Annotated in this window: 22 protein-coding genes; 12 read left to right on the top strand and 10 right to left on the bottom strand. The window is 61.7% G+C overall.

The genetic code is table 11. From position 1 onward, the window contains the following. Positions 1 to 125 precede the first annotated feature (125 nt). Positions 126 to 914, bottom strand: a complete 789-nt coding sequence (locus FHT75_RS20670) for a creatininase family protein (protein ID WP_063475303.1) — start codon at positions 912 to 914, stop codon at positions 126 to 128. 85 nt (positions 915 to 999) lie between these two features. Here FHT75_RS20670 and FHT75_RS20665 point away from each other — a divergent pair, with 85 nt between their 5' ends. The 3 genes from FHT75_RS20665 to FHT75_RS20655 all read left to right on the top strand — a co-directional run bounded on the left by FHT75_RS20665 (position 1,000) and on the right by FHT75_RS20655 (position 3,639). Then, the gene (locus tag FHT75_RS20665; RefSeq protein ID WP_047616336.1) at positions 1,000 to 1,512 is read left to right on the top strand and encodes a MarR family winged helix-turn-helix transcriptional regulator; all 513 of its coding nucleotides are present in this window, start codon (positions 1,000 to 1,002) and stop codon (positions 1,510 to 1,512) included. A gap of 118 nt (positions 1,513 to 1,630) precedes the next feature. After that, positions 1,631 to 2,653 carry a LacI family DNA-binding transcriptional regulator gene (locus tag FHT75_RS20660; RefSeq protein WP_003590238.1) on the top strand — a complete coding sequence of 341 codons (1,023 nt, stop codon included), beginning with the start codon at positions 1,631 to 1,633 and terminating at the stop codon, positions 2,651 to 2,653. A 29-nt stretch (positions 2,654 to 2,682) separates the two neighbouring features. Then, positions 2,683 to 3,639 (top strand): 2-hydroxyacid dehydrogenase, encoded by a 957-nt coding sequence (locus FHT75_RS20655; RefSeq protein ID WP_063475304.1) that lies wholly within the window; start codon positions 2,683 to 2,685, stop codon positions 3,637 to 3,639. Positions 3,640 to 3,811: 172 nt separating this feature from the next. On the opposite strand, the gene FHT75_RS20650 is transcribed toward FHT75_RS20655, so the two are convergent. Further along, positions 3,812 to 4,591 carry a gamma-glutamyl-gamma-aminobutyrate hydrolase family protein gene (locus tag FHT75_RS20650; protein ID WP_047616342.1) on the bottom strand — a complete coding sequence of 260 codons (780 nt, stop codon included), beginning with the start codon at positions 4,589 to 4,591 and terminating at the stop codon, positions 3,812 to 3,814. Between the two features lie 292 nt (positions 4,592 to 4,883). Here FHT75_RS20650 and FHT75_RS20645 point away from each other — a divergent pair, with 292 nt between their 5' ends. After that, positions 4,884 to 5,990 carry a TRAP transporter substrate-binding protein gene (locus FHT75_RS20645; protein WP_063475305.1) on the top strand — a complete coding sequence of 369 codons (1,107 nt, stop codon included), beginning with the start codon at positions 4,884 to 4,886 and terminating at the stop codon, positions 5,988 to 5,990. Between the two features lie 84 nt (positions 5,991 to 6,074). On the opposite strand, the gene FHT75_RS20640 is transcribed toward FHT75_RS20645, so the two are convergent. Next, complete coding sequence (locus FHT75_RS20640; RefSeq protein ID WP_063475306.1) at positions 6,075 to 7,568, bottom strand: TRAP transporter large permease subunit; 1,494 nt, start codon at positions 7,566 to 7,568, stop codon at positions 6,075 to 6,077. A 21-nt stretch (positions 7,569 to 7,589) separates the two neighbouring features. Further along, a complete protein-coding gene (locus FHT75_RS20635; protein ID WP_063475307.1) occupies positions 7,590 to 8,129 on the bottom strand; it encodes a TRAP transporter small permease subunit in 540 nt (179 codons plus the stop codon). Between the two features lie 326 nt (positions 8,130 to 8,455). Between FHT75_RS20635 and FHT75_RS20630 the strand changes: the two genes are divergently transcribed. The 6 genes from FHT75_RS20630 (at position 8,456) to FHT75_RS20605 (ending at position 15,226) form a co-directional block, all read left to right on the top strand. Further along, on the top strand, positions 8,456 to 10,759 hold the full coding sequence (locus FHT75_RS20630) for a putative bifunctional diguanylate cyclase/phosphodiesterase (RefSeq protein WP_047616347.1): 2,304 nt from the start codon (positions 8,456 to 8,458) through the stop codon (positions 10,757 to 10,759). Between the two features lie 144 nt (positions 10,760 to 10,903). Beyond that, a complete protein-coding gene (locus tag FHT75_RS20625; RefSeq protein ID WP_047616349.1) occupies positions 10,904 to 11,656 on the top strand; it encodes an N-acyl amino acid synthase FeeM domain-containing protein in 753 nt (250 codons plus the stop codon). Between the two features lie 243 nt (positions 11,657 to 11,899). Continuing rightward, on the top strand, positions 11,900 to 12,124 hold the full coding sequence (locus FHT75_RS20620) for an aa3-type cytochrome c oxidase subunit IV (RefSeq protein WP_047616350.1): 225 nt from the start codon (positions 11,900 to 11,902) through the stop codon (positions 12,122 to 12,124). A 153-nt stretch (positions 12,125 to 12,277) separates the two neighbouring features. Then, positions 12,278 to 13,426, top strand: coding sequence for a Re/Si-specific NAD(P)(+) transhydrogenase subunit alpha (locus FHT75_RS20615; RefSeq protein ID WP_063475308.1), 1,149 nt, complete (start codon positions 12,278 to 12,280; stop codon positions 13,424 to 13,426). Then, positions 13,426 to 13,824 (top strand): proton-translocating transhydrogenase family protein, encoded by a 399-nt coding sequence (locus FHT75_RS20610; protein ID WP_003542949.1) that lies wholly within the window; start codon positions 13,426 to 13,428, stop codon positions 13,822 to 13,824. Before FHT75_RS20615 ends, FHT75_RS20610 begins: the two co-directional genes overlap by 1 nt. A gap of 7 nt (positions 13,825 to 13,831) precedes the next feature. Then, on the top strand, positions 13,832 to 15,226 hold the full coding sequence (locus tag FHT75_RS20605) for an NAD(P)(+) transhydrogenase (Re/Si-specific) subunit beta (protein WP_063475309.1): 1,395 nt from the start codon (positions 13,832 to 13,834) through the stop codon (positions 15,224 to 15,226). 63 nt (positions 15,227 to 15,289) lie between these two features. Here FHT75_RS20605 and FHT75_RS20600 read toward each other — a convergent pair whose 3' ends face one another. From FHT75_RS20600 to FHT75_RS20580, 5 genes are all read right to left on the bottom strand, one after another. Beyond that, on the bottom strand, positions 15,290 to 15,772 hold the full coding sequence (locus FHT75_RS20600) for a DUF992 domain-containing protein (protein WP_047616357.1): 483 nt from the start codon (positions 15,770 to 15,772) through the stop codon (positions 15,290 to 15,292). Between the two features lie 102 nt (positions 15,773 to 15,874). Next, complete coding sequence (locus FHT75_RS20595; protein WP_063475310.1) at positions 15,875 to 17,527, bottom strand: sensor histidine kinase; 1,653 nt, start codon at positions 17,525 to 17,527, stop codon at positions 15,875 to 15,877. 528 nt (positions 17,528 to 18,055) lie between these two features. After that, on the bottom strand, positions 18,056 to 18,925 hold the full coding sequence (locus FHT75_RS20590) for a tetratricopeptide repeat protein (RefSeq protein WP_047616361.1): 870 nt from the start codon (positions 18,923 to 18,925) through the stop codon (positions 18,056 to 18,058). 134 nt (positions 18,926 to 19,059) lie between these two features. Beyond that, positions 19,060 to 19,272, bottom strand: coding sequence for a 30S ribosomal protein S21 (gene rpsU, locus FHT75_RS20585; RefSeq protein WP_003585885.1), 213 nt, complete (start codon positions 19,270 to 19,272; stop codon positions 19,060 to 19,062). 177 nt (positions 19,273 to 19,449) lie between these two features. Then, positions 19,450 to 21,051 (bottom strand): adenylate/guanylate cyclase domain-containing protein, encoded by a 1,602-nt coding sequence (locus FHT75_RS20580; RefSeq protein WP_047616608.1) that lies wholly within the window; start codon positions 21,049 to 21,051, stop codon positions 19,450 to 19,452. Between the two features lie 288 nt (positions 21,052 to 21,339). Between FHT75_RS20580 and FHT75_RS20575 the strand changes: the two genes are divergently transcribed. Beyond that, positions 21,340 to 23,511 carry a CHASE2 domain-containing protein gene (locus tag FHT75_RS20575; protein ID WP_047616792.1) on the top strand — a complete coding sequence of 724 codons (2,172 nt, stop codon included), beginning with the start codon at positions 21,340 to 21,342 and terminating at the stop codon, positions 23,509 to 23,511. A 5-nt stretch (positions 23,512 to 23,516) separates the two neighbouring features. On the opposite strand, the gene FHT75_RS20570 is transcribed toward FHT75_RS20575, so the two are convergent. Continuing rightward, positions 23,517 to 24,536, bottom strand: coding sequence for a FecR domain-containing protein (locus tag FHT75_RS20570; protein WP_063475311.1), 1,020 nt, complete (start codon positions 24,534 to 24,536; stop codon positions 23,517 to 23,519). 247 nt (positions 24,537 to 24,783) lie between these two features. Between FHT75_RS20570 and FHT75_RS20565 the strand changes: the two genes are divergently transcribed. After that, a complete protein-coding gene (locus FHT75_RS20565; RefSeq protein ID WP_028756873.1) occupies positions 24,784 to 26,037 on the top strand; it encodes a sarcosine oxidase subunit beta family protein in 1,254 nt (417 codons plus the stop codon). The last annotated feature ends 40 nt before the right edge of the window (positions 26,038 to 26,077 follow it).

The following is a 26,077-nucleotide window of genomic DNA, read 5'->3' as shown; positions in this document are numbered from 1 at the left end:
GCGGCCGAGCGGCTGGGATCGGCTGCTTGAACGGTTGGTCTCATATAATGGCTTGGGCGTGGCAGTTCAAAGGGTTTTATAATGTTATAAGATCACATCGTCTGGCCGGTGCAGGTGACGCATCTTCATCGGAGTTGCGTGACGTCGAATGCATCGACATCTTCGAGCAATTCCGCCAGTCCCTTCACCGCGTGGGTAATCAGCGCTTCACCCTTTTCTGCCGTTGCGGCCGCGGCGTTGCCTGCTGCGCCTGCGGTATTGAGATCCGACATCTTCCAGCCGAAGGCGTGCGGCCCGTAGGCGCGCAGATGTTTGAAACGCGCGGCAAACTCCGTCTGCCGCGAGGAAAAGTCCGCCGCCTTCGCCATATCAACCTTGTCGGGATGAAGCGCCAGCATCACCGAGGTCTCGATATCGCCGCCATGGATGCCGATCGCCTTTTCCTCCGGCGCGACCACGCCATCGGGCATGCCGAAGCGGGTCCAGCTCGTCGCCACCGCCAGCATGGCAAAGCGGATCCGCGCCTCGGTCGCGACGATTGATATCAAGGGCGAATTGCCGCCATGGGCGTTCAGCATCACGAATTTGCGGATGCCCTGCTTCGCCACGCCTTCAGCGATGCCGAGCCAGCGGTTCACCGCTTCGTCGAAAGCAAGCGACTTCGTTCCTTCAACATCCATATGCTCTATGGAGTAGCCGACGGATTCGGCGGGCAGAAAGGTGACCGGCCGGCCGGCAGGCAAGGCCATCTTCAATCGTCCGGCGATACCTTCGGCAATCAGCGTGTCGGTTTCAAAGGGCAGGTGAGGGCCGTGCTGTTCATGGGCGCCGAGCGGCAGCACGGCGATCAGACGGCCTCCGTCCGGGGCAAAGGCCGGGTTGCTGTCCTCGAAGCGCGGCGAAGGCGTCATCATCCGGTCGTAGCCTCTTGTTTATGACGAGATCCTGGGCAATGTCATATCGCAGCGGCGCCGGGGCTTAAAGATCAAAGGGATGGCTATGGGAAAGAAGCACAAGGACGGCAAAAAGAACAAGTCCAAGAAGAAGGACCAGACCGAGTATACGCTCGTCGATCTCTCTCCGGCGCTCACCCAGGCGGCGCGTTCCATGCGTACGGTGCTGTCGCGCAACCTGCTTGAAAGCGGCCTCTATGCCGGCCAGGACGGCGTCATTCTCGCGCTTGCCGAGAGCGACGGCATGACGGCTGGCGGCCTTGCCCAGAAGCTCGGCGTCAAGGCGCCGACGATGACGCGCACGATCGGCCGCATGGAGGCGCAGGGCTTCCTCGAGCGCAAGCCCGATGCCGAGGATGCCCGCCTCACCAAGGTCTATCTCACTGAACTCGGCCGCGGCAGCGTGCAGGGGATCGAGATGGCGGCTTCGGCCTGCGACAAGCTGGCGACGCAGGAGTTTTCCGAAAAGGAAATCCGAAATCTCGTCCGCCTGCTGAAGGCGATCGATGCCAATCTGCAGGCCGAAGCCATTCATATCGAAGAACCGGACGAAGACTGAAATTTCCCTGAAAGACGAATTGCTTCCGCCGATTAAATCTTTTAATTAAACATTTTAAGGGCCGCGCCGGTTTCCGGCGGGGTCTTGCCTGTCTTGCGTGCTGCCTGGAGGAGGACACGTGGTCCAGAAAATCAAGCTTTCGACAATCGCCGAAACACTCGGCATTTCAACGGCGACCGTATCGCTTGCCTTACGCGACAGCCCGCTCGTCGCCGGTAATACCCGGGAGAAGATCAAGGAACAGGCGCGCGCGCTCGGCTACATCTACAATCGCCGCGCCGCCAGCCTTCGCACCTCGCGCTCCGGCATCATCGGCGTCGTCGTGCATGACATCATGAACCCCTTCTACGGGGAGATCCTGAAGGCGATCGAAAGCGAGCTCGACCGCAGCCGCCACACCTTCATCCTGTCCAACCATTACGACAATGTCGAGAAGCAGCGCACCTTCATCGAGACGCTCCTGCAGCTCGGCGGCGACGGCGTCATCATGTCGCCGGCGATCGGTACCCCGCCTGAGGACGTGCAACTGGCCGAAGAGAACGGCATGCCGGCGATCCTGGTCGCCCGCTCGATGGAAGGGCAGGACCTGCCGACCTATCGGGGTGACGACAGCTACGGCATCTCGCTTGCCACCAATCACCTGATCGGCCTCGGCCACCGCTCGATTGCCATGATCGGCGGCACGGACCAGACATCCACCGGCCGCGATCGTTACCAGGGTTATGTCAATGCGCTGCGCAAGGCCGGCATCGAGGTCGATCCGAACCTGCGCATTCCCGGCCCGCGCTCGAAGCAGGGCGGATTCGAGGCCGCCGTGCATTTCCTGTCGCTGCCGCAAAAGCCGACGGCAGCCGTCTGCTGGAACGATCTCGTGGCGATCGGTCTGATGAACGGCATTGCGCGCGCCGGCCTGGTGCCCGGACGCGATATTTCCGTCACCGGTTACGACGATCTCGAGGAGGCCTCGATCGCCACTCCGGCGCTGACGACTGTCTGGAACGGCCAGACCGAAGTCGGGCGCCTGGCCGCCCGGGCGCTGCTCGATCGCCTTGCCGGCAGCCATGAGCCCGACGGCATGCATCTGATCAAGCCAGAAATGCGCATTCGCCAATCCACCAGTCCCCATCGGCCCCGCGCCTGAACCAAGACCGTCATCCAAGAGGAAAAGCCATGTCCCGCATTGCCATTCTCGTCCCTGGGAAGATACACGAGCGTGTTCTCGAAAGGCTGAAGGATCGTTTTGATATCATCGCCGTCGCACGCGAGGAAAGGCTTGCGCTTGAGGGCGAGACTGCCGGCCGTATCCGCGGCGTCGCCGTTTCCGGCCCGTTTCCGGGCGCCTGGATGGACCAACTGCCTGGAGTCGAGGTGGTCGCCAATTTCGGTGTCGGTTATGACGGCGTCGATGTGAAACATGCCGCCGAGAAAGGCATCGTCGTCACCAATACGCCTGATGTCCTGAACGACGAGGTCGCCGATACGGCGATCGGCCTGCTGCTGAATACGGTCCGCGAGTTGCCGCGGGCCGAAGCCTGGCTGCGGGCGGGCAACTGGAAGCCGGGCACGGCCTATCCGCTGTCGCGCTTCTCGCTCAAGGGCCGCCATGTCGGGCTTTATGGTCTTGGCCGCATCGGGCTCGAAATCGCCAAGCGGCTCGAGCCGTTCAAGGTGAAGATCAGTTATCACACGCGGTCGCGCCATGCCGATGTGGCCTACGATTATCACCCGACATTGAAGGGGCTGGCGGAAGCGGTGGATACGCTGATCGCGATCGTTCCGAAGACGCCGCAAACGCACAAGACGATCGATGCCGATATTCTGGCCGCACTCGGCCCGAACGGCATTCTCGTCAATGTCGGTCGCGGCTGGACGGTGGACGAGCAGGCGCTGAGTGCTGCCCTCGCTTCCGGCGCGCTCGGAGCGGCCGGCCTCGACGTTTTCTATGAAGAGCCGACCGTGCCGGCCGACTTGCTGGTGCCGGCCAATGCCGTGCTGCTGCCGCACGTCGCCTCCGCGTCGGTGCCGACGCGCAATGCGATGGCCGATCTCGTCGCTGACAATCTCATCGCCTGGTTCGAGAACGGTGCGGCGCTGACGCCGGTGCCGGAGACGCCGCAGAAGGCTTAGGCGTGTCGCATAGACTCTGCGGCCGGCTCACGCACGCTGTCTAGAGCAATTCCAGGAAAAGTGCGGAGCGGTTTTCCGTCCGGAATTGTGTAAAAACAAAAAGTTAGAGCGGTTCTGCGTTTTCGTGAAAAGCTGAAGCGCTCTAACGCACGGCGCGTCGGCGCCGCGCCGATCAAGCGATTGCCTGCGCGGGGATGGCTGGCAGCTTGCCGGCGGCATAGGCGCGGACGGCGTCGCCGAAAGCGGCGAACAGCTTGTTCGAAGGCTTGTCGGTTTCAGCCCAATATTCCGGATGCCATTGCACGCCGACGGCGAAGGCCTTGGCGTCGATGACGGAAACGGCTTCCACCGTGCCGTCCTCGGCGGTCGCTTCCACCTGCAGGCGCGGGGCGGTCCTGGCAATCGCCTGGCGATGCAGGGAATTCACGCGGACCTCGCCCGGGCCGAGAATGCCGGCGATGCAGGATCCTTCCTTGACGTGGACGCTCTGGCGAACGGCGTACATGCCGTCCCGGTCGACGCCTTCCGGCCGGCGATGGTCCCAGATGCCGGGCTGCTCCTGGATCTCGCTTGCCAGCGAGCCGCCGAGGGCGACATTCAGCTCCTGGATGCCGCGGCAGATGGCGAGCATCGGGATGGCGCGGTCGATGGCGCGGCGGATGAGCGGCAGGCTGGTGGCGTCGCGGGCAGGGTCGAAAGGGCCGTCCTTGTCACTCGCCTCGGCGCCGTAGAGCGAGGGATGAACATTGCTGGCCGAGCCGGAAACCAGCAGGCCGTCGACGCGGTCGAGAATCGCGTCGGTATCGTAGCCTTCCTCGAAAGCGGGGATGATGAAGGCCATGACGCCCGCCGCATTCAATGCAGCACGCAGATATTGATGCTGCGCGGCGTGCCAGGTGGCGCCGTCGAAGCTACGGATATCGGCAGGAATGGCAACGATCGGTTTCGTCATATCAGCCCCGGTCAAAAATCTTATGCTGGTCATTTCTGCCGCCAGAACAGCCGTCAAGTCAACGTTTGGCTGTATCAGCCAGGCAAATTGCGGCGGAGGCGGTGCCGCCGCTGGCGTTTGCCGCTAAGCCGCTGATTCTGATGGGTACGTGTGCGCCGTCCTATTGCCATCTTGATGCCAAAGGCTAATAGACTAAAGCTTGAATCGCGGCCACTGCCATGCTTAGCTTTGCCCTCGCTGCAGGTAGGGGTGAAGACTGGCCGCGCAGTGCCATCTATATGGGAGGTTTTTGATGGATCGTCGTTCGTTTTTCAAGAAGGCGGGAACCGCCAGCGCCGGTGCGGTCGCCGCAACGGCATTGGCAGCGCCTGCGATCGCGCAGGAGAATCCGAAGATCGCGTGGCGCATGACATCGTCGTTTCCGAAGAGCTTGGATACGATCTATGGCGGAGCCGAGGATATCGCCAAGCATGTTGCCGCCGCCACCGACGGCAATTTCACGATCCAGCCCTTTGCGGCCGGTGAAATCGTGCCGGGCCTGCAGGCCGTCGATGCCGTCGCCGCCGGTACGGTCGAGGCAGCCCACACCACCTCCTATTATTTCGTCGGCAAGGACCCGACCTATGCCATCGGAACGGCCATTCCGTTCGGCCTGAACAGCCGCCTGACCAATGCCTGGTATTACGAAGGCAACGGCAACAAGCTGATGAACGAATTCTATGCCACACAGGGCATGTATGCGCTGCCGGCCGGCAATACCGGTGCGCAGATGGGCGGCTGGTTCCGCAAGGAAATCAATACGCTCGACGACCTCAAGGGCGTCAAGATGCGCATTGCCGGCCTTGCCGGCCGTGTCATGGAAAAGGTCGGCGTGATCCCGCAGCAGATCGCCGGCGGTGACATCTATCCGGCACTGGAAAAAGGCACCATCGATGCGGCCGAATTCGTCGGTCCCTATGACGACCTGAAGCTCGGCTTCCACAAGGTGGCGAAGTACTACTATTATCCGGGCTGGTGGGAAGGTGGCCCGACGGTGCACGGATTCTTCAATCTCGAAAAATGGAGCAGCCTGCCCAAGCATTATCAGGCAGCCCTGACCGATGCCTGCGCCTTCGCCAACACCAACATGCTGGCGAAGTACGACACGAAGAACCCGACGGCGCTGAAGCAGCTCGTTGCGGAAGGCGCGACGCTGCGCCCGTTCAGCCAGGAGATCATGGAAGCATGCTTCCAGGCTGCGACCGGCATCTACAGCGAAATCTCGGGCACCAACCAGTATTTCAAGAAGATCTTCGACGATCAGGCCGCCTTCAAGCGGGATGCCTATCTCTGGATGCAGCTTTCGGAATACACCTTCGACACGTTCATGATGATCCAGCAGCGGGCCGGGAAGCTTTAAGCTTTCCGCCGGCAAGCTCGGCAGTTGAGATGAACGCAATGGCAGAACCCCGGATTCCGTCCGGGGTTTTGTTTTTCTGGGCTGCTATTTGGCAGGTGGCGGCGGTGCTCCGGGCAGGCCGTTCAGTGGCGGCAGGGTCAGGCCGGGGATCTGCGGTGAGCCGTTGCCGCCGCCGCCCAGCGGCGGCAGGCCGAGCTGGCCGCCGAAGCCCGGGACTTCGATCTTGATCGAGTTCGGATCGACCTTCGGGCCGCGATCCAGCCAATAGGTTACCGATTGCGGCCAGAAAATCACGATCGCCACCAGGATCAGCTGCATGCCGACCCAGGGGAGTGCGCCCATGTAGATATCCGAGGTCTTGACGTCTTTGCTGGCGATCGAGCGCAGGTAGAAGAGCGCGAAGCCGAAGGGCGGGTGCATGAAGCTCGTCTGCATGTTGACGCAGATCAGCACGCCGAACCAGATCAGGTCGATGCCGAGACTGGAGGCGACGGGGGCGAGCATCGGGATGACGATGAAGGCGATCTCGAAGAAATCGAGGAAGAAGGCGAGCACGAAGATGAAGATGTTGACGAAGATCAGGAAGCCGACCGGGCCGCCTGGTATGCCCGACAGCATGTGCTCGATCCAGCGCGAGCCGTCCATGCCTTGGAACACAAGGCTGAAACAGGTGGAGCCGATGAGGATCATCACCACCATCGAGGTGATATGCGTGGTCGATGTCATCGCCTCGCGGATCAGCGGCCAGGTGAGGCGACGATTCATGGCGGCGAGCAGCATGGCGCCGACAACGCCGAGCGCGCCGGCTTCGGTCGGCGTCGCGAGGCCCATGAAGATCGTGCCGAGCACCAGGAAGATCAGCACGATCGAGGGCACCATGCCCATCAGGACCTTCGCGAGCAGCGCCCAGTTGAAGTCGCCGCGCACCTCTTTCGGCAGCGGCGGCATCGACTTCGGCCGAATGATCGACATCACCAGGATGAAGAGCACGAAGATCGTCACCTGCAGGATCGAGGGACCGATCGCGCCGAGATACATGTCGCCGACCGACCTGCCGAGCTGGTCGGCGAGAACGACGAGCACGAGCGAGGGCGGGATCACCTGGGTGATCGTGCCCGAGGCGGCGATAACGCCGGTGGCAAGGCGGGGACTGTAGCCGTAGCGCAGCATGATCGGCAGCGAGATCACCCCCATGGTGATGACGGAGGCGGCCACCGTGCCAGTGATGGCGCCGAGCACGGCGCCGACGAGGATGACGGCATAGGCGAGGCCGCCGGGTATGCCACCGAAGAGCTTGCCGGTGCCTTCGAGCAGATCCTCGGCCAGCCCGCAGCGCTCCAGCACCGCGCCCATGAAGGTGAAGAAGGGGATGGCGAGCAGCAGGTCGTTGGAGACGATGCCGAAGAAGCGCAGCGGCAGAGCCTGCAGGAAGACCTCGCCGAAATGGCCGGTGACGATGCCGATAATGCCGAAGAACAGGCCGACGGCGGCGAGCGAAAAGGCGACCGGAAAGCCGTAGAGCATGAAGATGACCATGCCCAGGAACATGGCCGGCGGGATAATGCCGAAATCAAACAAATCCGTTTCTCCCAGCTCGCGCTACTGCAGCGGCTTTTCGTATTTCATATCGATGCTGATATGGCCGGTAAGGGCTGCGATCCGCTTGATCAGTTCGGAAATGCCCTGAAGTGAAAGCAACCCGAAACCGGCGACGAGGACCAGCTTGACGGGCCAGCGGATCAGCCCGCCGGCATTGCCCGATATTTCCCCCTGCTGGTAGGAAAGCGCGAAGAAGGGCCAGCAAATCCAGGTGAGGAAGATGCATGCGGGAAGGAGGAAGACGATAAGGCCGACAATGTCGATCCAGATCTTCGCCCTGTCGGAAACCGAGCCATAGATCAGATCGACGCGGACATGCTCATTGTTGCGCAGCGCATGCGAGGCGCCGAGCATGACGACGAAGGCGAAGAGATACCACTGGATCTCAAGCCAGCCGTTCGAACTGTAGTTGAAGGCATAGCGGACGATGGCGTTTCCGGCGCTGATCAGACAGCAGAACAGCACCATATATTCGGAAATTTTGCCCATGAACTGGCTGATCGAGTCGATCAGCCGACTGGCGGCCAGAAGTACCGACATTTTCTCCCCTTGTTCTTATCCTGCCGGTTTTCCGGCAGTTTTCCCTTTGCAACCGATGTAGACTACGGCCTTTGAAATTGGAAGGATAAATGGCTGGCCTTGGAGTATAGTCTTATCCGCGCCGGTCGTGCTTTAGGAGCGTCGAATATTTCGACAACCCAGGCGTGGATAAATTATTTCAATAAACTCGCGAGAAGGATGCATTATCTCGCGTAGGCTGTGCTGTTCATCCTCTGGTTTTAGAAAATTTGACCAAATGTTTGATTCCATTGAAATCAATTTTTAAAGGGTTGGGCTTAGAATTCCCGCGCACAGGGAAAGTGTGGATGAAGCCAGATAACCCGAACAGGGTCCCTATAGATGTGTATCTGTCGTTTGTGAGTTCCCTTTCCGGGAATCGCATGACGCTTCTTGCTGGCGTGATCGTGCATGTCGCCACGTGCCTTGCCGTTGCCGCCAAGACGCAGTTCTTCGTCTATATCCCGCTGGCGGCCGCCTTCCTTCTGGTCTTCTGCGTTCGTATGGTCATCTTCCGGCAGTTCGATTGCGTCGACAAGGAAAGCCTGTCGCGCGCCGGAATAGAGCGTTGGGAGCGGATCCTGGTTGCCGGTGCGGCCTGCACCACCGCCTTGCTTGGCATCGCCAGCGGCTATGCCATCTTCGTCGTGCACGATTCCTTTGCGGAGCTTGCCTGCATTGCCGTCACGATGGCGACGATGGTCTCCGTCGTCGGCCGCAATTACGGTTCACGCCTGGCGGTCGACCTTCAGACCTTCTCCTGCTGTCTGCCGATGATCGTCTGCAGCCTGTTGGCGCTGGATTTTTATCGCGGCCTGCTGTCGATCTTCCTCATTCCCTTCTGGCTGACGACGCGGGCGATGGCAAACGGCGTGCGCGAGTTCCTCTATGAGAATGTCATCGCGCGCCGGGAAATCACCATCATCGCCGACCGCTTCGATACGGCGCTCAACAACATGCCGCATGGCCTGGTCATGGTCGATGCCGAAAACCGTATCCAGGTCGTCAATCGCAAGGCCTGCGAGCTTCTGAAGATCGGTGCGCCGGAGCGGTTGAAGGATCGCGACCTCGGCGCCGTGCTGCGCTATGGCGCGCGCTACAGCTTCATGGACGCCTCGCAGCCGGAGCTGATCCTGCGTCAGCTCACCCAGGTTGCCGAAGGTAACCTGTCGCGCACGCTCATTCATTTCCCCGAGGGCCTGTCGCTCGAATTTTCCGCCAGCCGAAGGGCCGATGGCGGCGCCGTGCTGATCTTCGAGGACGTGTCGAGCCGGGTGAAGGCAGAGCAGAAGATCATGCACATGGTCCGCTTCGATGCGCTGACCGGCCTGCCGAACCGCGAATATTTCGGGCAGCTTGTGCAGGAGTATCTCGGCAAACATCAGAGGAAGTCCGGGCCGCTCGGCTTCATGGTCCTCGATATCGACGAGTTCAAACATGTCAACGACATGCGCGGCCACGTCACCGGCGACCATCTGCTCTGTGCCATCGCCGCCCGCATCAAGCAGGCCTCCGGCAATGCCATCCTCGGCCGGCTGATGGGAGACCAGTTCATCCTGTTCTTCCCGCATGCCAAGGAGCCGGCTTCGCTCGACATCGAGATTCGTCGCGTGCACGCCGCGATCCAGGGTCATTATGAGGTCGACGAGCTGACCTTCCTCGTTTCGCTCAGCGCCGGCTACGCGATCCTTGAAAGCACCGCTTTTGCGATGGATGAATGGAGCGTCAAGGCGGATCTGGCGCTGTTTGAAAGCAAGTCGCGCTTCAGGGGCGGCATATCAGGCTTCGAGCGGGAGATGGACGGCCGTTATATCGAGCAGCAGAAGCTGAAGGCGGATCTGCGCGACGCAGTGTCGGCGCAGGCGCTGCATCTGGTCTTCCAGCCGATGTTCCGGGCCGACGGCTCACGCATCGAATGCGCCGAGGCATTGGCGCGCTGGGTGCATCCGGAGAAGGGCTCGATCCCGCCCGACGTCTTCATCCGGCTCGCCGAAGATATGGGCATCATCTCCGACATCACCCGTTTCGTCCTGTTCAAGGCGTGCAGCGAATGCATGAACTGGCCGGACCATATCGCCGTCTCGGTCAACCTCTCGGCGCGGGACCTGCGCGATGCCGACATCCTTGCGGTGGTTGCCGATGCGCTTGCCCATTCCGGCCTCGATGCGGCGCGGCTGCATCTCGAAGTCACCGAGAGCTGCCTGATAGACGAGCCGGCGGCGGTACGCGCCATCCTGGCGGAGCTCAGGGCTCGCGGCATCACCATTGCCATCGACGATTTCGGTACCGGCTTCTCCAGCCTCAGCTATCTCGACACGCTGCCGCTCGATATCGTCAAGATCGATCGCTCCTTCGTGCGTAACATCGTCGAGGATACCCGCCGGCTCAAGCTGTTGCGCGGCACCGTCCATCTCGCCCGCGAACTGGGCCTGAAGATCGTCATCGAGGGCGTCGAGACCGAGGAGCAGCTCGCACTGCTCAACAAGCACCGCAGTGCCGATCTTGTGCAGGGCTACGTTTTCTCGCAGCCTGTGCCTTCCCAAAATATCCCGCTGCTGCAGCAGGGCATCGGCCGCCGCGTCGTTCAACGCCGTCGCAACAAAGTCGCCTGAGCGCTCTTCATCGGCCGATTTTCTCCACCGAAAGTCACGCGCCGCGTTAACCTTAACAATTTAAAAACGGCCGAAATTATCGGATTTCCTTGCCTAAATTTCGCTGGCGTATGATTAATGATCCGTTAACGAGCGGATCGAGAAATGTCAGAAACACTGTTCAAGCGTAGCGATTTCAGCACAAAAATTTTGGAAATTTTGGATCATGTCGAGTATCGCCGCGTCGAAAGCAGCGAAGACATGGAAGAGGTGGAACGGTTGCGCTACAAGGCCTACAAGGCCCATGACGTGCTGGCGCTCGCCCCGAAGGGGCTGCTTGACGATAGCGATTTCGACAGCCACGCCTATATTTTCGGACTGTATTATTATGGTGAGCTGGTCAGTACGATCCGGGTTCATTATGTGACACCCGAGCATCGCCTCAGCCAGTCCGGCGGCGCCTTCCCCGAGGCGATGGACGAGCTTCTGGATGCAGGACTGACCCTGATCGATCCGGCGCGTTTTGCGGCCGACCCCGAGCTCACCGCCGATCTGCCCTGGATCCCTTATCTGACGCTGAGGCCGACCATCGTGGCGGCAGCGTATTTCCGTGCGGACCGCGTTCTTCAGTTCGTTCGGCCGCCGCATGCGGCTTTTTACAAGCGGGTCTTCTACGCCGATACGGTCGTTCCCGGCCGGCTGGCGAAGAATTACGGGATCGACATGACGCTGATGGCGACGAATGTGATCGAGGTGGGGCGCAAGCTGTTGACGCGTTATCCCTTCTTCATCTCCAGCGCCAGCGAGCAGCGCATGATGTTTTCGCGCAATCCCAACGACACCTTGCCGCCGCTCACCATCATTCCGACGGCACGCTTCGTGCCGCAAGGCGAGCTCGGCACCGACCTGCCGCTGTGATTTGTCCTTGCCCCGACGGAGGGACGATGTCCGCGGGGCCGATGAATTGGGCGACGAATGCAGAGATATCAGCCGCTCTTCGGGCTCTTTCCGGGCCTCTGACATAGTGGTTGTCAGCCGCGCCTGCGGCATTCTCATGCATTGCGCTTTCGCCTGTCATTGTGTAATCCCTGCACGTAGGGACTTCCCTCGCAAGAGCGGGGGAATCAGGCAGCGCAGAGGCATTTCAGGGAGACGATATTTATGGCCGAACATCATACCGGACCGGTCGAGACCGGCGCGCCGATGGATTACAAGGAACATGAAAAGACCTACGACATGTTCATCGCCGGCGCGAAATACGGCTCGATGCTGCTCATCGTCCTCCTGCTTGCAATGACAGCCGGTTTCTTCGGCGGCGCCGGTCTTTTGGGCGGCCTCTTCGTCTTCATCATTCTTCTCGCCATCGGCATCGTCCTGCTCCGCTAATCGCGTAGATTCGGAGGGTCAGAGCGTCCTTTGTGCGTCCGAAAGGTGCACGGCGCTCTGAGGGAGGAGAGCTTCTCCGAAGCTTTGTGAACTAGGTGCTTGGCCCGCGCAGGCTAGCCTGTGGCGGTCCGGCTGACCCGGAGGAGGGGGCAGTTGGGCAATATTGTTTTTGTTGCGAGAGAAACTGAGGGCGAGGAGACGCGTGTCGCCGCCTCCGCCGAGACCGTGAAGAAAATGAAGAGTTTCGGCTTCGACGTTGTCGTCGAAGCCGGCGCCGGTGCGGCTTCCCGCATTCCGGACGGGGAGTTCGGGGCTGCTGGGGCCAGGATCGGCAGTTTTGCCGATGCGGCCTCCGCCGACGTGGTGCTGAAGGTGCGCCGTCCCAGCGGATCGGAAATCTCAGGCTATAAAAGCGGTGCTGTGGTCATCGCCATCATGGATCCCTACGGCAATGACGAAGCGATCGCGGCTCTGGCAAGTGCCGGGCTTTCGGCTTTCGCAATGGAGCTGATGCCGCGCATTACCCGCGCCCAGTCCATGGATGTGCTTTCGTCCCAAGCCAATCTCGCCGGCTACCAGGCCGTCATCGAGGCGGCTGGTGTCTATGACCGCGCCATGCCGATGATGATGACGGCGGCCGGCACCGTCCCGGCCGCCAAGGTCTTCGTCATGGGCGCCGGCGTCGCCGGTCTCCAGGCGATCGCGACCGCGCGTCGTCTCGGCGCGGCGGTCTCAGCCACCGACGTTCGCCCCGCTGCCAAGGAGCAGGTCGCTTCGCTCGGCGCCAAGTTCATCGCCGTCGAGGACGAGGAATTCAAGGCGGCGGAAACGGCCGGTGGCTACGCCAAGGAAATGTCCGCCGACTATCAGGCGAAACAGGCGGCTCTGGTAGCCGAACACATCGCCAAGCAGGATATCGTCATCACCACCGCGCTGATTCCCGGTCGTGCGGCGCCGCGGCTCGTTTCGCGCGCCATGCTTGCCGGGATGAAATCAGGGGCGGTCGCCGTCGACCTTGCGGTCGAGCGCGGCGGCAATATCGAGGGCGTCGTCGCCGGCGAGATCGCCGATGTCGAAGGCGTCAGGGTGATCGGTTTCGCCAATATGCCGGGCCGGGTTGCGGCCAGCGCCTCGGCGCTTTACGCCAAGAATCTCGTCACTTTCCTCGAGACCATGGTCAACAAGGAAACCAGCCGCGTCGTCGTCAATCTCGACGACGAGCTGGTCAAGGCGACGATGCTGACCTATGCCGGCGACGTGGTTCATCCCGCCTTCGGCGGCGCGAAGAAGGGAGACATCTGATGGCCAGTGAAGCAATGGACAGAGCGCTGGAGCAGCTCGACCAAGCGGTGACCGCCGTCATCACGGCGGCGGCCCAGGCACCGGAAGCGGCAAGTGCTGCGACCGGCGGGGCGATCGATCCTTTCGTCTTCCAGCTCGCCATCTTCGTATTGTCGATCTTCGTCGGCTATTACGTCGTGTGGTCGGTGACGCCGGCACTGCATACGCCGCTGATGGCCGTCACCAATGCGATCTCCTCCGTCATCGTCGTCGGCGCGCTTCTGGCGGTCGGCATCTCCACAAGCGGGCTTGCGACCGGCTTCGGTTTCGTCGCCCTCGTGCTCGTCTCGGTGAACATCTTCGGCGGCTTCCTCGTCACGCAGCGGATGCTTTCGATGTACCGCAAGAAGGACAGGTAAGGGACCGATGACCAATATCGCAGCCTTTCTCTACCTCGTCTCCGGCGTTCTCTTCATCCTGGCGCTGCGCGGCCTGTCGCATCCGGCCACCAGCCGCAAGGGCAATCTCTACGGCATGATCGGCATGGGGATCGCAATCCTGACGACGCTCGTGCTGGCGACGCCGAATTTTGGCGGCTTCGTGCTGATCGTCCTCGGCCTCGCCATCGGCGGCAGCGTCGGCGCCTATGTCGCCCGCACCATCGCCATGACCTCGATGCCGCAACTCGTCGCCGGTTTCCATTCGCTGGTCGGCCTTGCGGCCGTACTGGTCGCGGCCTCCGCACTCTATACGCCTGCCTCCTTCGGCATCGGTGAGATCGGCCACATTCACACCGAGGCGCGTGTCGAAATGGCGCTCGGCGTGGCGATCGGAGCGCTGACTTTCACCGGCTCGATCATCGCCTTTCTGAAGCTCGACGGACGCATGTCCGGCAAGCCGATCCTGCTGCCCTACCGGCATGTGATCAATGCCAGCCTGCTGGTGCTGATCGTGCTCTTCATCATCGGGCTTGCCGCCACCGAAAGCCATTTCGACTTCTGGGCCGTCGTGGCACTGTCGCTGGCGCTCGGCGTTCTGCTGATCGTGCCGATCGGCGGGGCCGATATGCCCGTCGTCGTCTCGATGCTGAATTCCTACTCGGGCTGGGCCGCGGCCGGGATCGGCTTCACGCTCGGCAATCTGGCGCTGATCATCACCGGCGCGCTTGTCGGCTCCTCCGGCGCGATCCTCTCCTACATCATGTGCAAGGGCATGAACCGCTCCTTCGTCTCCGTCATCCTCGGCGGTTTCGGGGGTGAGACGGCCATCGGCGGGCCGGACACATCCGACAGGACGGTGAAGCTCGGCTCGGCCGAGGATGCAGCCTATCTGATGGCGAATGCTTCAAAGGTCATCATCGTGCCGGGATACGGCATGGCGGTCGCCCAGGCCCAGCATGCATTGCGTGAGCTCGCCGACAATCTGAAGAAAAACGGCGTCGAGGTGAAATATGCGATCCATCCGGTCGCAGGCCGCATGCCCGGCCACATGAACGTGCTGCTCGCCGAAGCCAACGTTCCTTATGACGAAGTCTTCGAGCTCGAGGACATCAATTCGGAATTCGCTCAGGCCGATGTCGCCTATGTCATCGGCGCCAATGACGTCACCAATCCGGCGGCGCGCGACGACAAGACCTCGCCGATCTACGGCATGCCGATCCTCGATGTCGACCGGGCAAAGACCTGCCTCTTCGTCAAGCGCTCGCTCGGCTCGGGCTATGCGGGTATCGACAATACGCTGTTCTATAAGGACGGCACGATGATGCTGCTCGGTGACGCGAAGAAGATGACCGAGGATATCAACAAGGCGATCGCGCATTGATCGACAAAGATGCAGCCGCCCTCGGGGCGGCTGTTCGATTTGCGGCAGACCTGGCTAGTTTCCTCAGGTCTCGCCCGGCACCAGCGTCATCTTCTCGACGCCGATCGCCAGATTCAAACCTTCCTGCGCCTGAACGTTCAACGGCTGCAGCATGAAGGCCTTGTCGGTGCCGCCGGCGATGACCTTGGCGCCGGCGCCTGCACCGATGCTCGCATCGGCGCCGATCCCGTAATATTCGCCGGCGAGGGCGAATTGCGGGATATCCGTGCCGGTCTTTGCCAGCACCTGCCAGATCATGACGCTCTTGCCGGTCTGGCCGATATCGAGCCCGAATTTCTCGATCTTTCCGGCATAGACCGCCTTGGCGCCGCCGGATGCCGGTGTGTAGGTGCAGATGAGGTTCTTCTGCGAGGTGACGATCAGACCCTGGCCGCCATCCGATCCGCAGACCAGACGGCCAAGCGTGACATAGTTTTCCGCGCCCGCCGGGCTCGCCCAGGCAGCGGCCGTCAGTGCCGCGGCTGCGATCATGATTTGCTTGAACATGGCCTTTCTCCTTTGGAACGACCTGTCCGAAACGGGTGGAAATAGCGATTGTTCCGGGCGCAGATTCAAAGTGACAGCGCGTCTGCAGAGACGCGCAGCGCTCTATTCCCGCTCCAGCGTGGCGCGTTGCGCCGTCAGCACCCACAGCAGACCTTCGGGGCGGAAATCGATCTCAACCGTGCCGCGGAAGGCGGAGGCGGCATGGGCTTTGATCACGGTCGTGCCGAAGCCCGAGCGTGATGGCTCGGTGACCGTCGGGCCGCCTTGCTCCTCCCAGGTGAAGCGGAGCAGGGCATCCGGCTTGTCTTCCTCCCTGATATCGCGCCATTCGAAGCGGACGCGGCCTTGCGGCACCGAGAGCGCGCCGTATTTCACCGAATTGGTGGCAAGTTCATGCAAAGCGAGGCCGAGATTCTGCACGGCATCCGGCTTCAGCACGAAGTCTTGCCCGCTGATGTCGATCTGCTCGCGCGATTGCGGGAAGGCCTGCAGATGAATGTCGACCACCCGTCGCAGCGACACCCCGCCCCATTGCTCGCTGGTCAGGAGCTCGATCGAACGCACCAACCCCTCGAGGCGGTCGGCGACGGCGGCGCGGAAGGTCTCGACGCTGTCGGACTGCTTGGCGAGCTGGCGCATCATTGCCTGGGCTAGCGTCAGAAGATTCTTGGTGCGGTGGACGAGCTCATGCATGACGAAACGCAGTCGGTCCTCGGTCTGGCTGCGATCGAAAGAGGCATTCGAAAGAGCAATCGCCACCTGGTTCGCCTCGATGACGCTGGTCTCGACCGGCGAGACGATATGGCCTTCGCCCATGCGGTTCGCCATTTCGGCGATATCGCGGATGGTGGTACGCACCTGCCTTGCGACGGCATAGGCGCCCAGCACGGCGACGAGCACCAGGGCGACGCCGCCGATGATGAGGAAACGCCAGGTGCTAAGGATCGAAGCCTGGGCGATCGGTCCCCAGATCACTGTCTTCCACGACCAACCTGGGATTTGGGCATAACCGAGGAGCATGTGCGGCAGGATCGCCTCGTCCCGGAAGACGCCACGCGGCGCGGTGAGTGCGGGCAGGATGCGCGGATCGAAAGCCGTGCCGGGTTCTAGATTGGCGGGGCCGGTGGCCGCGACGACATGGCCGCTGTCATCGATGACGGCAGCCGACCAGCCGGTTGCAAGACCCTCGGTGGTCACGAGCTTGCGCAGATCCTTGGCATCCTGGGTAATGATGAGGGCAGCAACGGGATCGTTCTTCCGCGGCAGGGTGACGTTATAAACCCAATCGCCGCTGGTCCGGCCGCGAAAGACGTCCGATGCTTCGATGCGACCGGAAGCCATGACCGCCTCGAGGGCAGGCATGTTCGCCGTCTTGTCGAGCGGTGTGCCGAATGCCCGGCGTGTGTTCAACAACTGCTGGCCGCTGCGATCGACGGCGATGACGAAAAGCGTATTGTCTCGAAGGGCCGTTTCGGTGCGTTCGTGGAAGGCGGCGAGATTGCCATTTTCCAGCTCCGGCGAGCTGGAAAGCAGCCGCAGCGTCGTTGCCATATCCTGAAGCTGGCGATCAATGATGCGCGAAAGGGCGAGCGCATCCTGGGCCGTCTCGCGCCTCAGCGCCGAGCGCTGGTTGTCTTCCAGCTGCAGCAGAAGCAGCGTCACAAAGGCGAAGATCGGCAGTGCGATCGCCACCGCCATGGCGACGAGGTAGGTGCCGATCGAGGCTTTGGGAAAGAACAGTGCGACGATCTTCATCTGCCGCGCCACATGACGTGGGCTACGGCATAATTCCTTAAATCGGATCGATCTAACGGTACAATTATGCAGCCATTCACAGGGTGACTGCATCCTTTACGCGCCTGAAAAGACGCGCGGCGCCGGAATGCGCGTGGCCCGCAACGGTTTTCGCTTGCGGCCAGGAAAGCAAAGATCCGCATCTCTCGCAAACCGCCCCCAACACGTGTTCGAACGCCCGATAGCGGGCTATCGAAGCAGCGCCATGTTAGGGGGAGCAAGAGCAGGTTGCAACATGGTATGACACGCGATCGACGGTGACGGACGCTTTTTCCGGCGTCTCTTCTGAAGGAGGCGCGCGGCTGCTTTTTTTGGCGGGGATCGCTTCCGCCGCCCGGCGCGACACAATCTCACATTGACGATATCGGCAGGGTGCTTCCGCAAGATTCGTTTGAATCTTCAGGGCTTTGGCCGGCGCCCCGATGGGCGGTGCGATCGGCAGGGGCTGCTACGGGCGGCCGATGTTTTCGGGCCGCCCGATTCATATCCTTAGCCGGCTGGGGCAACGCCGACTCGGGCAAGACCGTCGCGTGCCGGCTGGTATTTGGGATCGAGGCCGATCGCGTGGCGATAAGAGCGGGCGGCCTTCGCCTTATCGCCACGACGTTCGTAGACGAGCGCTTGGTTGGCCCAGGATTCGGCGAGGTTGCCGTTGAGCTCGATCGCATGGTTGAAATCGGCAAAGGCGTTGTCGTCGTCGTTCAGCGCGATATAGGAAATGCCGCGGCCATTATAGGGTTCGGCAGAATTCGGCGCGAGCGAGATGGCTTTCGAGAAATCGTCGATCGCCTTGTCCTGCTGATTGCGCTTCTGATAGATCAGGCCACGATTGTGATAGGCGCGGCCATCGGTGGTGCCGAGCTGGATCGCCTTGTCGAAATCGTTGAAAGCCTGATCGTCCTGGCCAGCCATGCGATAGACATTGCCGCGGCCGATATAGGCGACGTCGTAGCTCGGATTGATCTGCAGGGCGGCATTGTAATCGCCAATCGCCTGAGCCTGCTGGCCCATGTTGCGATAGACAAGGGCGCGGTTGGCGTAGGCCTGGAAAAACCGCGGGTTGATCTGCAGCGCCGTGTTGAAATCGTTCAACGCCTGGCGGAACTCGCCGGCGCGGCCATAGGCGGAGCCGCGGACGTTGTAACCTTCTGGATCTCTCGGATTGGCATTGATAACAGCCGTCAGCGAAGCGATGTTCTCTTCCGAACCTTGCGCCTTGTCGATGCGGATCACGGCATCCGAGGTGTTGGTCGTCTCGCAGCCGGCGAGGCCGAACATCGCCGCCAGCGCCAAGGCGGGCAGGAATGCGGTTTTCTGCAAGCGCAAAGCGCGGGACGGATTGAAGGTGTTGACAGCCATTCGGGCTCGCTTTCCCCATGCGGCATATCCGGTGCGCGGATATGCGATCTTCAGCGGCAAACTAAAAAGGCGGCGGCGAACCCATCGCCCCCGCCACAATGCATCTGAAAACGTCGAAAAAACGACGGCAACGCTCAGCGTGCGACCAGACCTTCGCGCTGGGCGCGCTTGCGGGCCAGCTTGCGAACGCGACGAACAGCCTCGGCCTTCTCGCGAGCACGCTTCTGCGACGGCTTCTCGTAGTAGTCGCGCATCTTCATTTCGCGGAAAATGCCTTCGCGCTGCATCTTCTTCTTGAGAGCGCGGAGAGCCTGATCAACATTGTTATCGCGGACAAGTACCTGCACGAGAATCACGTTCCTTTGGTTGGTTGATGCCGGAGGCGGCGCAGCGGCCAGAGGCAAAACAATAACGTTCGCGCGGCCGCAGCCTTGCGATTGGTGATGCGGAATAGCAGATCGGGTATGGGAAGTCCAGATGGATATGGGAGGCAGGTGGAAAAATCACGCCTGCCCCGAATCCGCTCACGATCCGGCCGTTTCGGGCGCGGCTTCATCCAGCGCGGCGATGGCCTCCTTGAGAGCCGTCCTGACCCGGAGGCGGTCGGCCGGCTCCAGCCGGCTCATATCCAGATGCAGGTCAAGGCCGGAGAGATGCTCGCTGAGAACACGGCTCTTGTGATCCGCGCCGAGCGTCAGCCCATCCACCGCATAGGGCACGATTTCGCGCTGGATGCCCTTCATCGTGATCGGCGGCAGGGGATGGGCGTCGACGATTTCGTTCACCAGCGCATAGGTTTCGTAGCTGATGACGATCTCTCCTCCCTGGGCGATCGATTGCAGCCGGGCCGCGAGATTGGCCTCCGCCCCGATAATCGTATAGTCCATACGGTCATTGCTGCCGAAATTGCCGACATTGCAATAGCCGCTGTTGATGCCCATGCGGACGACGAAGGGCTCTTCGGTGCCGTTTCTGCGCCATCTGTCCTTGAGTTCGCCGAGACGGTGCTGCATGGCGACGGCCATGCGCAGACAGGCTTTGGCGTCCTCCTCCGGTCCCTTGGTTTCGGGATCGCCGAAGAAGACCAGCATCGCGTCGCCGATGAACTTGTCCACCGTGCCGCCATGCTCCAGGGCAATATTCGACATTTCGGTCAGATATTCGTTGAGCATCTCCGTCAGCGCTTCCGGCTGCAGGCGCTCGGTCGTCGCCGTGAAATCCTTGATGTCGGAGAAGAAGATCGTCAGGCGCTTGCGCTCGGTATGCACGACCACGTCCTTCTGTCCGGAGAAGATGCTCTTGTAGATCTGCGGCGAGAGATAGCGCGATATCTTCAGCGAAACGCTGGCGAGAAACTCGTTCGCCGCTTCCAGATCCTGGTTGGCGCTATGGATCGCGCGCGCCTGCTGCCGCTGGAGCAGAATGAAGCTGATGCCGATGATGGCGACGAAAAGAAAATAGCAGAGCAGGTATTTGAAGGCGAAGACGTTGCCCGCATAAGGCTGCCGGATGATGACCTCCTGAATGCCGCGCACATCGCCCACCTTCCAATCAGTCTTCGGGCTTTCGGGATGGCTATTGTGGCAGGCAACACAGGCCTGGCCCATGACGACGGGGGTGATGAACCGCAAGGTGTCGGTCAATCCGACGCGGGTGAGATCGTTCAGCGTCTGCTGCGGATTGGCGCGCAACGCGGCGAGCGATTTCTTCTCGAAGTCGTCGAGCTCGTGAGAGGCGCGGCTCTTGAACGGCAGGTCGGAGACGAAACGGTAGGTGATATTGGCCTGCTGTTCCTTAATGACGTCGCCGAGCTCCAGGGACAATGTGGCCGGCAGCGGAATGGCGCCTGGTATATTCGCGTAGTTGTGAGAGACGATCGTGCCTTCGGTCGCGCCGCTGGCATGGGCGGCCAGCACGCGCCCCACGACATTGGCGGAATAGTAGGAGCGGATGCTCGATATCAGCGAGCTCATGTCGCGCGCCTGACGCCGCAGGGTGTTTCCGGAGAGATCGCTGATATCGAGCCAGACGGCCAGCGGCAGCCCTGCGAGCATTGCCAGCACGACGACAATCAGCCAGTGGCCGCTGCGACGCGCGGCGGTTTCGGAAATCACGGCGACCTCCATCGCTCTCGAAAGCATCCGATTTTTCGGTCGCTACAAGAACATTTCGCCGCGCGCCGAGCAAGGTCGAAGCCTTGTCATCCAAGCAAAAGCACGGCCAAAATTGGAGGTGTGTTGGTATTGAAGAGGTTTGCAGGCCGCCGGCCGGAAAACGAAATGCGGGAGGCGGAAAAGACACTGCTCGGGATGCATGTGCGAATGGCGTTTGGACTGAAAGCGGCGTAGCCTGTCTGACGGCAGGTTCGGTCCGCTCTACCCTGTCTGCCGTGGGAGGGGACGCCCGGTGAGATGATGACGCGCGTGCAGCAAATCGGTGTCGTTATCGGCCTGGCGATCGTGGCTGCGCTGACGATCCTCCGGGCCGGCGATCCCGGGATTTTCAAGCTGATCCGCGGCGTGACGTTCGACGAGTATCAGCGGCTGGTTCCCAGAACCTTCGAGCCGATGCCGGTCCGCGTGATCGACATCGACGAGGCATCGTTGCGCGAATTCGGCCAATGGCCATGGCCGCGGGACCGGATCGCCCTGCTGGTGGACCGGCTTTCGCAGATGGGGGCTGCGGCCATCGCCTTCGATATTCTGTTCGCCGAGCCGGACCGGCTGTCGCCGCGCAACGTTGTCCGCGAGGTTGCCGGCGTCGATCCTTCCCTTGCCGAGAAGCTGCCTGACAATGACGAGATATTCGCCAGCGCAATTGCCGAGAAACCCGTCGTCCTCGGCTTCGGTCTTTCCAACGAGGGCAATTACCGGCCGCCTGTCAAGGCGGGCTTTGCCTTCACCGGCGAAAGCCCCGTCTCGGCTCCACCCTATCTCCGCGCCTCGACACCACTCAGGCCGCAATTGGAGGCCAAGGCGGCGGGGCTGGGTCATATCAGCCTCAACCCCGGCAATCCCTCGCCGGTGGTGCGGGCGGTGCCGCTGTTTCTGACCGACGGCACGCAGCTCTATCCGAATCTGGCGATCGAGGCCCTGCGCGTGGCGCAGGGAGTGTCGACCTATGTGCTGTCAGGCGCGCCCGATCGCGCCGGCATCATGACATCGGCAAAGATCGGGGATTTCGTCGTGCCGCTGACGGCGGCGGGCGAACTCTGGCTCTATGTCAGTCCCGACCGGGCCGAGCGGTACATATCCGCCCGGCAGGTGCTCGCCGCCGAAGGGGCCGCTCCCGAGGTCGCGGCCGCCATCGACGGCAGCATCGTCTTCGTCGGCACGTCGGCGGCCGGGCTGCAGGACATTCGCGTCACCGCGCTCGGCGAGAACGTTCCCGGCGTTTCGCTGCATGCGCAGGCTGTGGAGCAGATCCTCTCTGGTCATTACCTGTCGCGGCCCGACTGGGCGGACGGCCTGGAAATCCTGATGATTGCCGTGCTCGGATGCCTGCTCGTCGTGGTGACGACCTTCGTCAGCCCGGCGGTCGCGCTGATCTGCGGCCTGCTGATCACGGCAATGGGGTTGGTGGCGTCCTGGCTCTCGTTTCTCTATGCAGGACTTCTCTTCGATCCGCTGGCTCCAATCGTCAGCGGATCGATCATCCATTTTGCCGCGACCTCCTTCCGGATCCTGGTGATCGACCGGGAGCGGCGGGCGGTGCGGCGGGCCTTCGGCCATTATCTTTCTCCGTCGCTGCTGCATCGCATCGAGCATACCCGCGACGCGTTGCGCCTCGGCGGCGACGACCGCGAGCTGACGGTGATGTTCGTCGATGTCAGGAGCTTTACCGAGATCAGCGAGCGGCTGGCGCCGACGGATGTCGTCGCGTTCCTGAACACGTTGCTCGATGCGCTGAGCCGCCATGTGGTGGCCAATGAAGGCACGCTCGACAAGTTCATCGGCGATTCGATCATGGCATTCTGGAATGCGCCCGTCGATGTGGCCGATCATGAGACCAAGGCGGTTCGCGCTGCACTTGCCATGCGCGAGACGCTGGCCGAATTGAATGCCGGCGACGCCTTCGGCTTCGGGCCCGAACAAAAGGTCGGGATCGGCATCGGCATTCATACCGGCCTTGCCTGCGTCGGCAATATGGGCGCCAAGACCCGCTTCAACTATTCGGCGGTCGGCGACGCCGTCAACGTCGCGGCGCGGCTGGAATCATGCTGCAAGGAGGTTGGCTTCGATATTCTGATATCCGACAGCACGGCAAAGTCGGTGCAGGGGATGGCGCTGATCGAGGCCGGCGCCATTCCGCTCAAAGGCAAGAGCAGCCGAACGCAGATCCTTGCCGTCGTCGGCGACGAACGTGTTGCCGCATCTGCCGAGTTTGCAGCACTTGTTGGCGTTCATCAGCAACTGATGCAGGCCCTGCTTTCGCATTCGAAGAACACCCGCAAGCTTATCGGCACGGCAAAGCTCAGGGCGGTGCAGGTGATCGACGGCCTGGCGGAATTCTATCAACGAATATCCGGCAGGACGGATCATTTTCGCGAGGCGCCCGATGGATTGGAGAAGAGTGCGGCCGACTGAGGGCGTCAGCGGTTGCGATTGAGGCCCCAGCCCTTGCCATGGTTCCGATCCCTTTTGTGATCCCGATCTTTATCGTGATCGCGGTCACGATCCCGATGATCCCCTCGATCGTGATAGTCGTGATCATCGTGCTGATCGTGATGTTCATGCCGGCCACGGCCATCATGCTTATCGGGTTTATCCGGTTTGTCGTGATGCGGCTTGTCAGGCTTGTCGGGCTTGTCGGGCGTGGCCGGCCGCTCTTTCTGCGGCTCGGCCTGCCGCTGCGGCGGATCTTGTCGCTGCGGATTGGGCGCCGGCTCGGTTGAAGACGGAGGCGAGGGCCGGTTTCTCTCTTTTCTGTCCGGCGCGACGGAGGCCACATTGCAGCCGCCGAGCATGCCGATGCCGCCCGAAAGTCGCTGATTGCCGGAGAGGAAGGGGAGGGCGCGCGGATTTCCGAGCGTCTCGAGAACACTGGGATCGACCCGGCGTGCCGCCGACATATTGCCGTTCGGCTTGGCCACCACGCAATCGCAGCGCTGCTGCAACTGCCGGCAGCCGCCCGGGCCGCAAAACTGGGCCGCGCCGTTCAGCAGCACGACGGCGGTCGTGCCGTCAGGGCCGACGTAGAAATCGAAAGCGGTGCCGCGTACGCCGATCGTGCCGGCCGGCGTCAGGATCTGGTAGGCCGAGGAGTTGGAACTGCCGCTGACCCAGCGGAACGTCCCTTTTGCCGCTCTGATGGTCAGTTTCTTGACCGATTGGGAATCATCGAAGACATATTTGTCGATGACAACCGACGAACCCCAGCCGACCGCGAGCTTCGTGCCGTCACGAAACAGGAACTGGCCGAGCCCCGATTGCGATGTCTTGATGCGCTCGTTGCGATGAACTTTGGTGTCGACCTCGATCGGGCCGCTTTGTCCCGTCACCTCGGTCTTGATGACGACAGCCTGGCCGACCGGCTCGGCGGCGGGTGCCGGCCATGCGCTGCTTAACGCGACGCAAAGCGTCGCGACTGATACTGAGCGCCAACCCCACATGATACACATACCCCAGAACATGCGATGATTAGCATTTTAGCAATTGCTTGTCTTCTCACCCTGTTGGGCTAGGACGGAGGAGGCAGAGCATGGCGTCGACCGAAAACCGCGCAGTTTTTCGCCATCATGTCGTTTAGTGTCAAAAGCAAAGCTCTCGCGCGTCGCAAAAGAACCGTTGTGCCGCATTTGGATTTGCGATTTGTATGGGCGCGGAGAACAGCCCCTTGCCCGAAGGAGAAGAAGGCGGATGCGGAAATATTCGGTTTTTGCCGTGGCGCGGGAGGCCCTTCGTGGCCACAAGGGCTGGGAGAAGCAGTGGACTTCGCCTGAGCCGCGCGCTGAATACGACGTCGTCATCATCGGCGCCGGCGGCCACGGGCTGGGTGCCGCCTACTACCTCGCCAAGGAACACGGCATCACCAATGTTGCGGTGATCGAGAAGGGCTGGCTCGGCGGCGGCAATACCGGGCGCAACACCACCATCATCCGCTCGAACTATCTCTATGAAGAGAGCATGCACATCTACGAGCATTCGATGAAGCTCTGGGAAGGGCTTTCCCAGGAGCTCAACTACAATGTGATGTATTCGCCGCGCGGCGTGATGATGCTTTCGCACAATATTCACGACCAGCAGTCCTTCAAGCGGCATATCCATGCCAACCGGCTCTACGGCATCGACAATGAATGGCTGACGCCGGAGCAGGCGAAGGCCTATTGTCCGCCGCTCGATATCTCGGCCAGCGCGCGCTACCCGATCAACGGCGCAGCACTGCAGCGCCGCGGCGGCACGGCGCGGCACGACGCGGTCGCCTGGGGTTATGCGCGAGCGGCCTCGGACCGCGGCGTGCACATCATCCAGAATTGTGAAGTGACCGGGATCCGGCGCGGTGCGGACGGACGGGTGACCGGGGTCGAGACCTCGCGCGGTTTCATCGGCGCCAAGAAGGTCGCCGTGTCGGCGGCCGGCCATACGACAACTGTCATGCAGATGGCCGGCGTGCGTGTGCCGCTGCAATCGAGCCCGCTGCAGGCGCTGGTCTCCGAGCCGTTGAAGCCGATCTTTCCCTGCGTCGTCATGTCAAACACGGTGCATGCCTATATCTCCCAGTCCGACAAGGGAGAGCTGGTCATCGGCGCCGGCACCGACCAGTATAATTCCTATTCCCAGACCGGCGGGCTGCAGATCATCACCCACACGCTCGATGCCATCTGCGAGCTCTTCCCGATGTTCCGGCGCGTCAAGATGATGCGGCAATGGGGCGGCATCGTCGACAATACGCCGGATCGTTCGGCGATCCAGTCGAAGACGCCGGTTCCCGGGCTCTACGTCAATTGCGGCTGGGGCACCGGCGGTTTCAAGGCGACGCCAGGCTCGGCCAATCTCTTCGCGCATCTGATTGCCCGCGACGAGCCGCATAAATTCAATGCCGGGCTGACGCTGGAGCGTTTTCGCAGCGGCCGGCTGATCGACGAAGCAGCGGCGGCGGCGGTGGCGCACTGATGACAAATGTTATGGCTGAGCCTCGGACGCTCACTCCTTT

Origin of the sequence: Rhizobium sp. BK112 (genome assembly GCF_014193215.1) — a bacterium.
GTDB lineage: Bacteria > Pseudomonadota > Alphaproteobacteria > Rhizobiales > Rhizobiaceae > Rhizobium > Rhizobium anhuiense.
The sequence above is the reverse complement of the archived record's forward strand: the minus strand, read 5'-3'. Positions and strand labels throughout refer to the sequence as shown.

What these genes read in the sequence shown, in the direction of transcription:
- FHT75_RS20670 (WP_063475303.1), bottom strand. Translation starts at nt 914, where the DNA reads ATGATGACGCCTTCGCCGCGCTTCGAGGACAGCAACCCGGCCTTTGCC.
- FHT75_RS20665 (WP_047616336.1), top strand. Translation starts at nt 1,000, where the DNA reads ATGGGAAAGAAGCACAAGGACGGCAAAAAGAACAAGTCCAAGAAGAAG.
- FHT75_RS20655 (WP_063475304.1), top strand. Translation starts at nt 2,683, where the DNA reads ATGTCCCGCATTGCCATTCTCGTCCCTGGGAAGATACACGAGCGTGTT.
- FHT75_RS20650 (WP_047616342.1), bottom strand. Translation starts at nt 4,591, where the DNA reads ATGACGAAACCGATCGTTGCCATTCCTGCCGATATCCGTAGCTTCGAC.
- FHT75_RS20645 (WP_063475305.1), top strand. Translation starts at nt 4,884, where the DNA reads ATGGATCGTCGTTCGTTTTTCAAGAAGGCGGGAACCGCCAGCGCCGGT.
- FHT75_RS20635 (WP_063475307.1), bottom strand. Translation starts at nt 8,129, where the DNA reads ATGTCGGTACTTCTGGCCGCCAGTCGGCTGATCGACTCGATCAGCCAG.
- FHT75_RS20630 (WP_047616347.1), top strand. Translation starts at nt 8,456, where the DNA reads ATGAAGCCAGATAACCCGAACAGGGTCCCTATAGATGTGTATCTGTCG.
- FHT75_RS20625 (WP_047616349.1), top strand. Translation starts at nt 10,904, where the DNA reads ATGTCAGAAACACTGTTCAAGCGTAGCGATTTCAGCACAAAAATTTTG.
- FHT75_RS20620 (WP_047616350.1), top strand. Translation starts at nt 11,900, where the DNA reads ATGGCCGAACATCATACCGGACCGGTCGAGACCGGCGCGCCGATGGAT.
- FHT75_RS20610 (WP_003542949.1), top strand. Translation starts at nt 13,426, where the DNA reads ATGGCCAGTGAAGCAATGGACAGAGCGCTGGAGCAGCTCGACCAAGCG.
- FHT75_RS20605 (WP_063475309.1), top strand. Translation starts at nt 13,832, where the DNA reads ATGACCAATATCGCAGCCTTTCTCTACCTCGTCTCCGGCGTTCTCTTC.
- FHT75_RS20600 (WP_047616357.1), bottom strand. Translation starts at nt 15,772, where the DNA reads ATGTTCAAGCAAATCATGATCGCAGCCGCGGCACTGACGGCCGCTGCC.
- FHT75_RS20595 (WP_063475310.1), bottom strand. Translation starts at nt 17,527, where the DNA reads ATGAAGATCGTCGCACTGTTCTTTCCCAAAGCCTCGATCGGCACCTAC.
- FHT75_RS20590 (WP_047616361.1), bottom strand. Translation starts at nt 18,925, where the DNA reads ATGGCTGTCAACACCTTCAATCCGTCCCGCGCTTTGCGCTTGCAGAAA.
- FHT75_RS20580 (WP_047616608.1), bottom strand. Translation starts at nt 21,051, where the DNA reads ATGGAGGTCGCCGTGATTTCCGAAACCGCCGCGCGTCGCAGCGGCCAC.
- FHT75_RS20575 (WP_047616792.1), top strand. Translation starts at nt 21,340, where the DNA reads ATGACGCGCGTGCAGCAAATCGGTGTCGTTATCGGCCTGGCGATCGTG.
- FHT75_RS20570 (WP_063475311.1), bottom strand. Translation starts at nt 24,536, where the DNA reads ATGTGGGGTTGGCGCTCAGTATCAGTCGCGACGCTTTGCGTCGCGTTA.
- FHT75_RS20565 (WP_028756873.1), top strand. Translation starts at nt 24,784, where the DNA reads ATGCGGAAATATTCGGTTTTTGCCGTGGCGCGGGAGGCCCTTCGTGGC.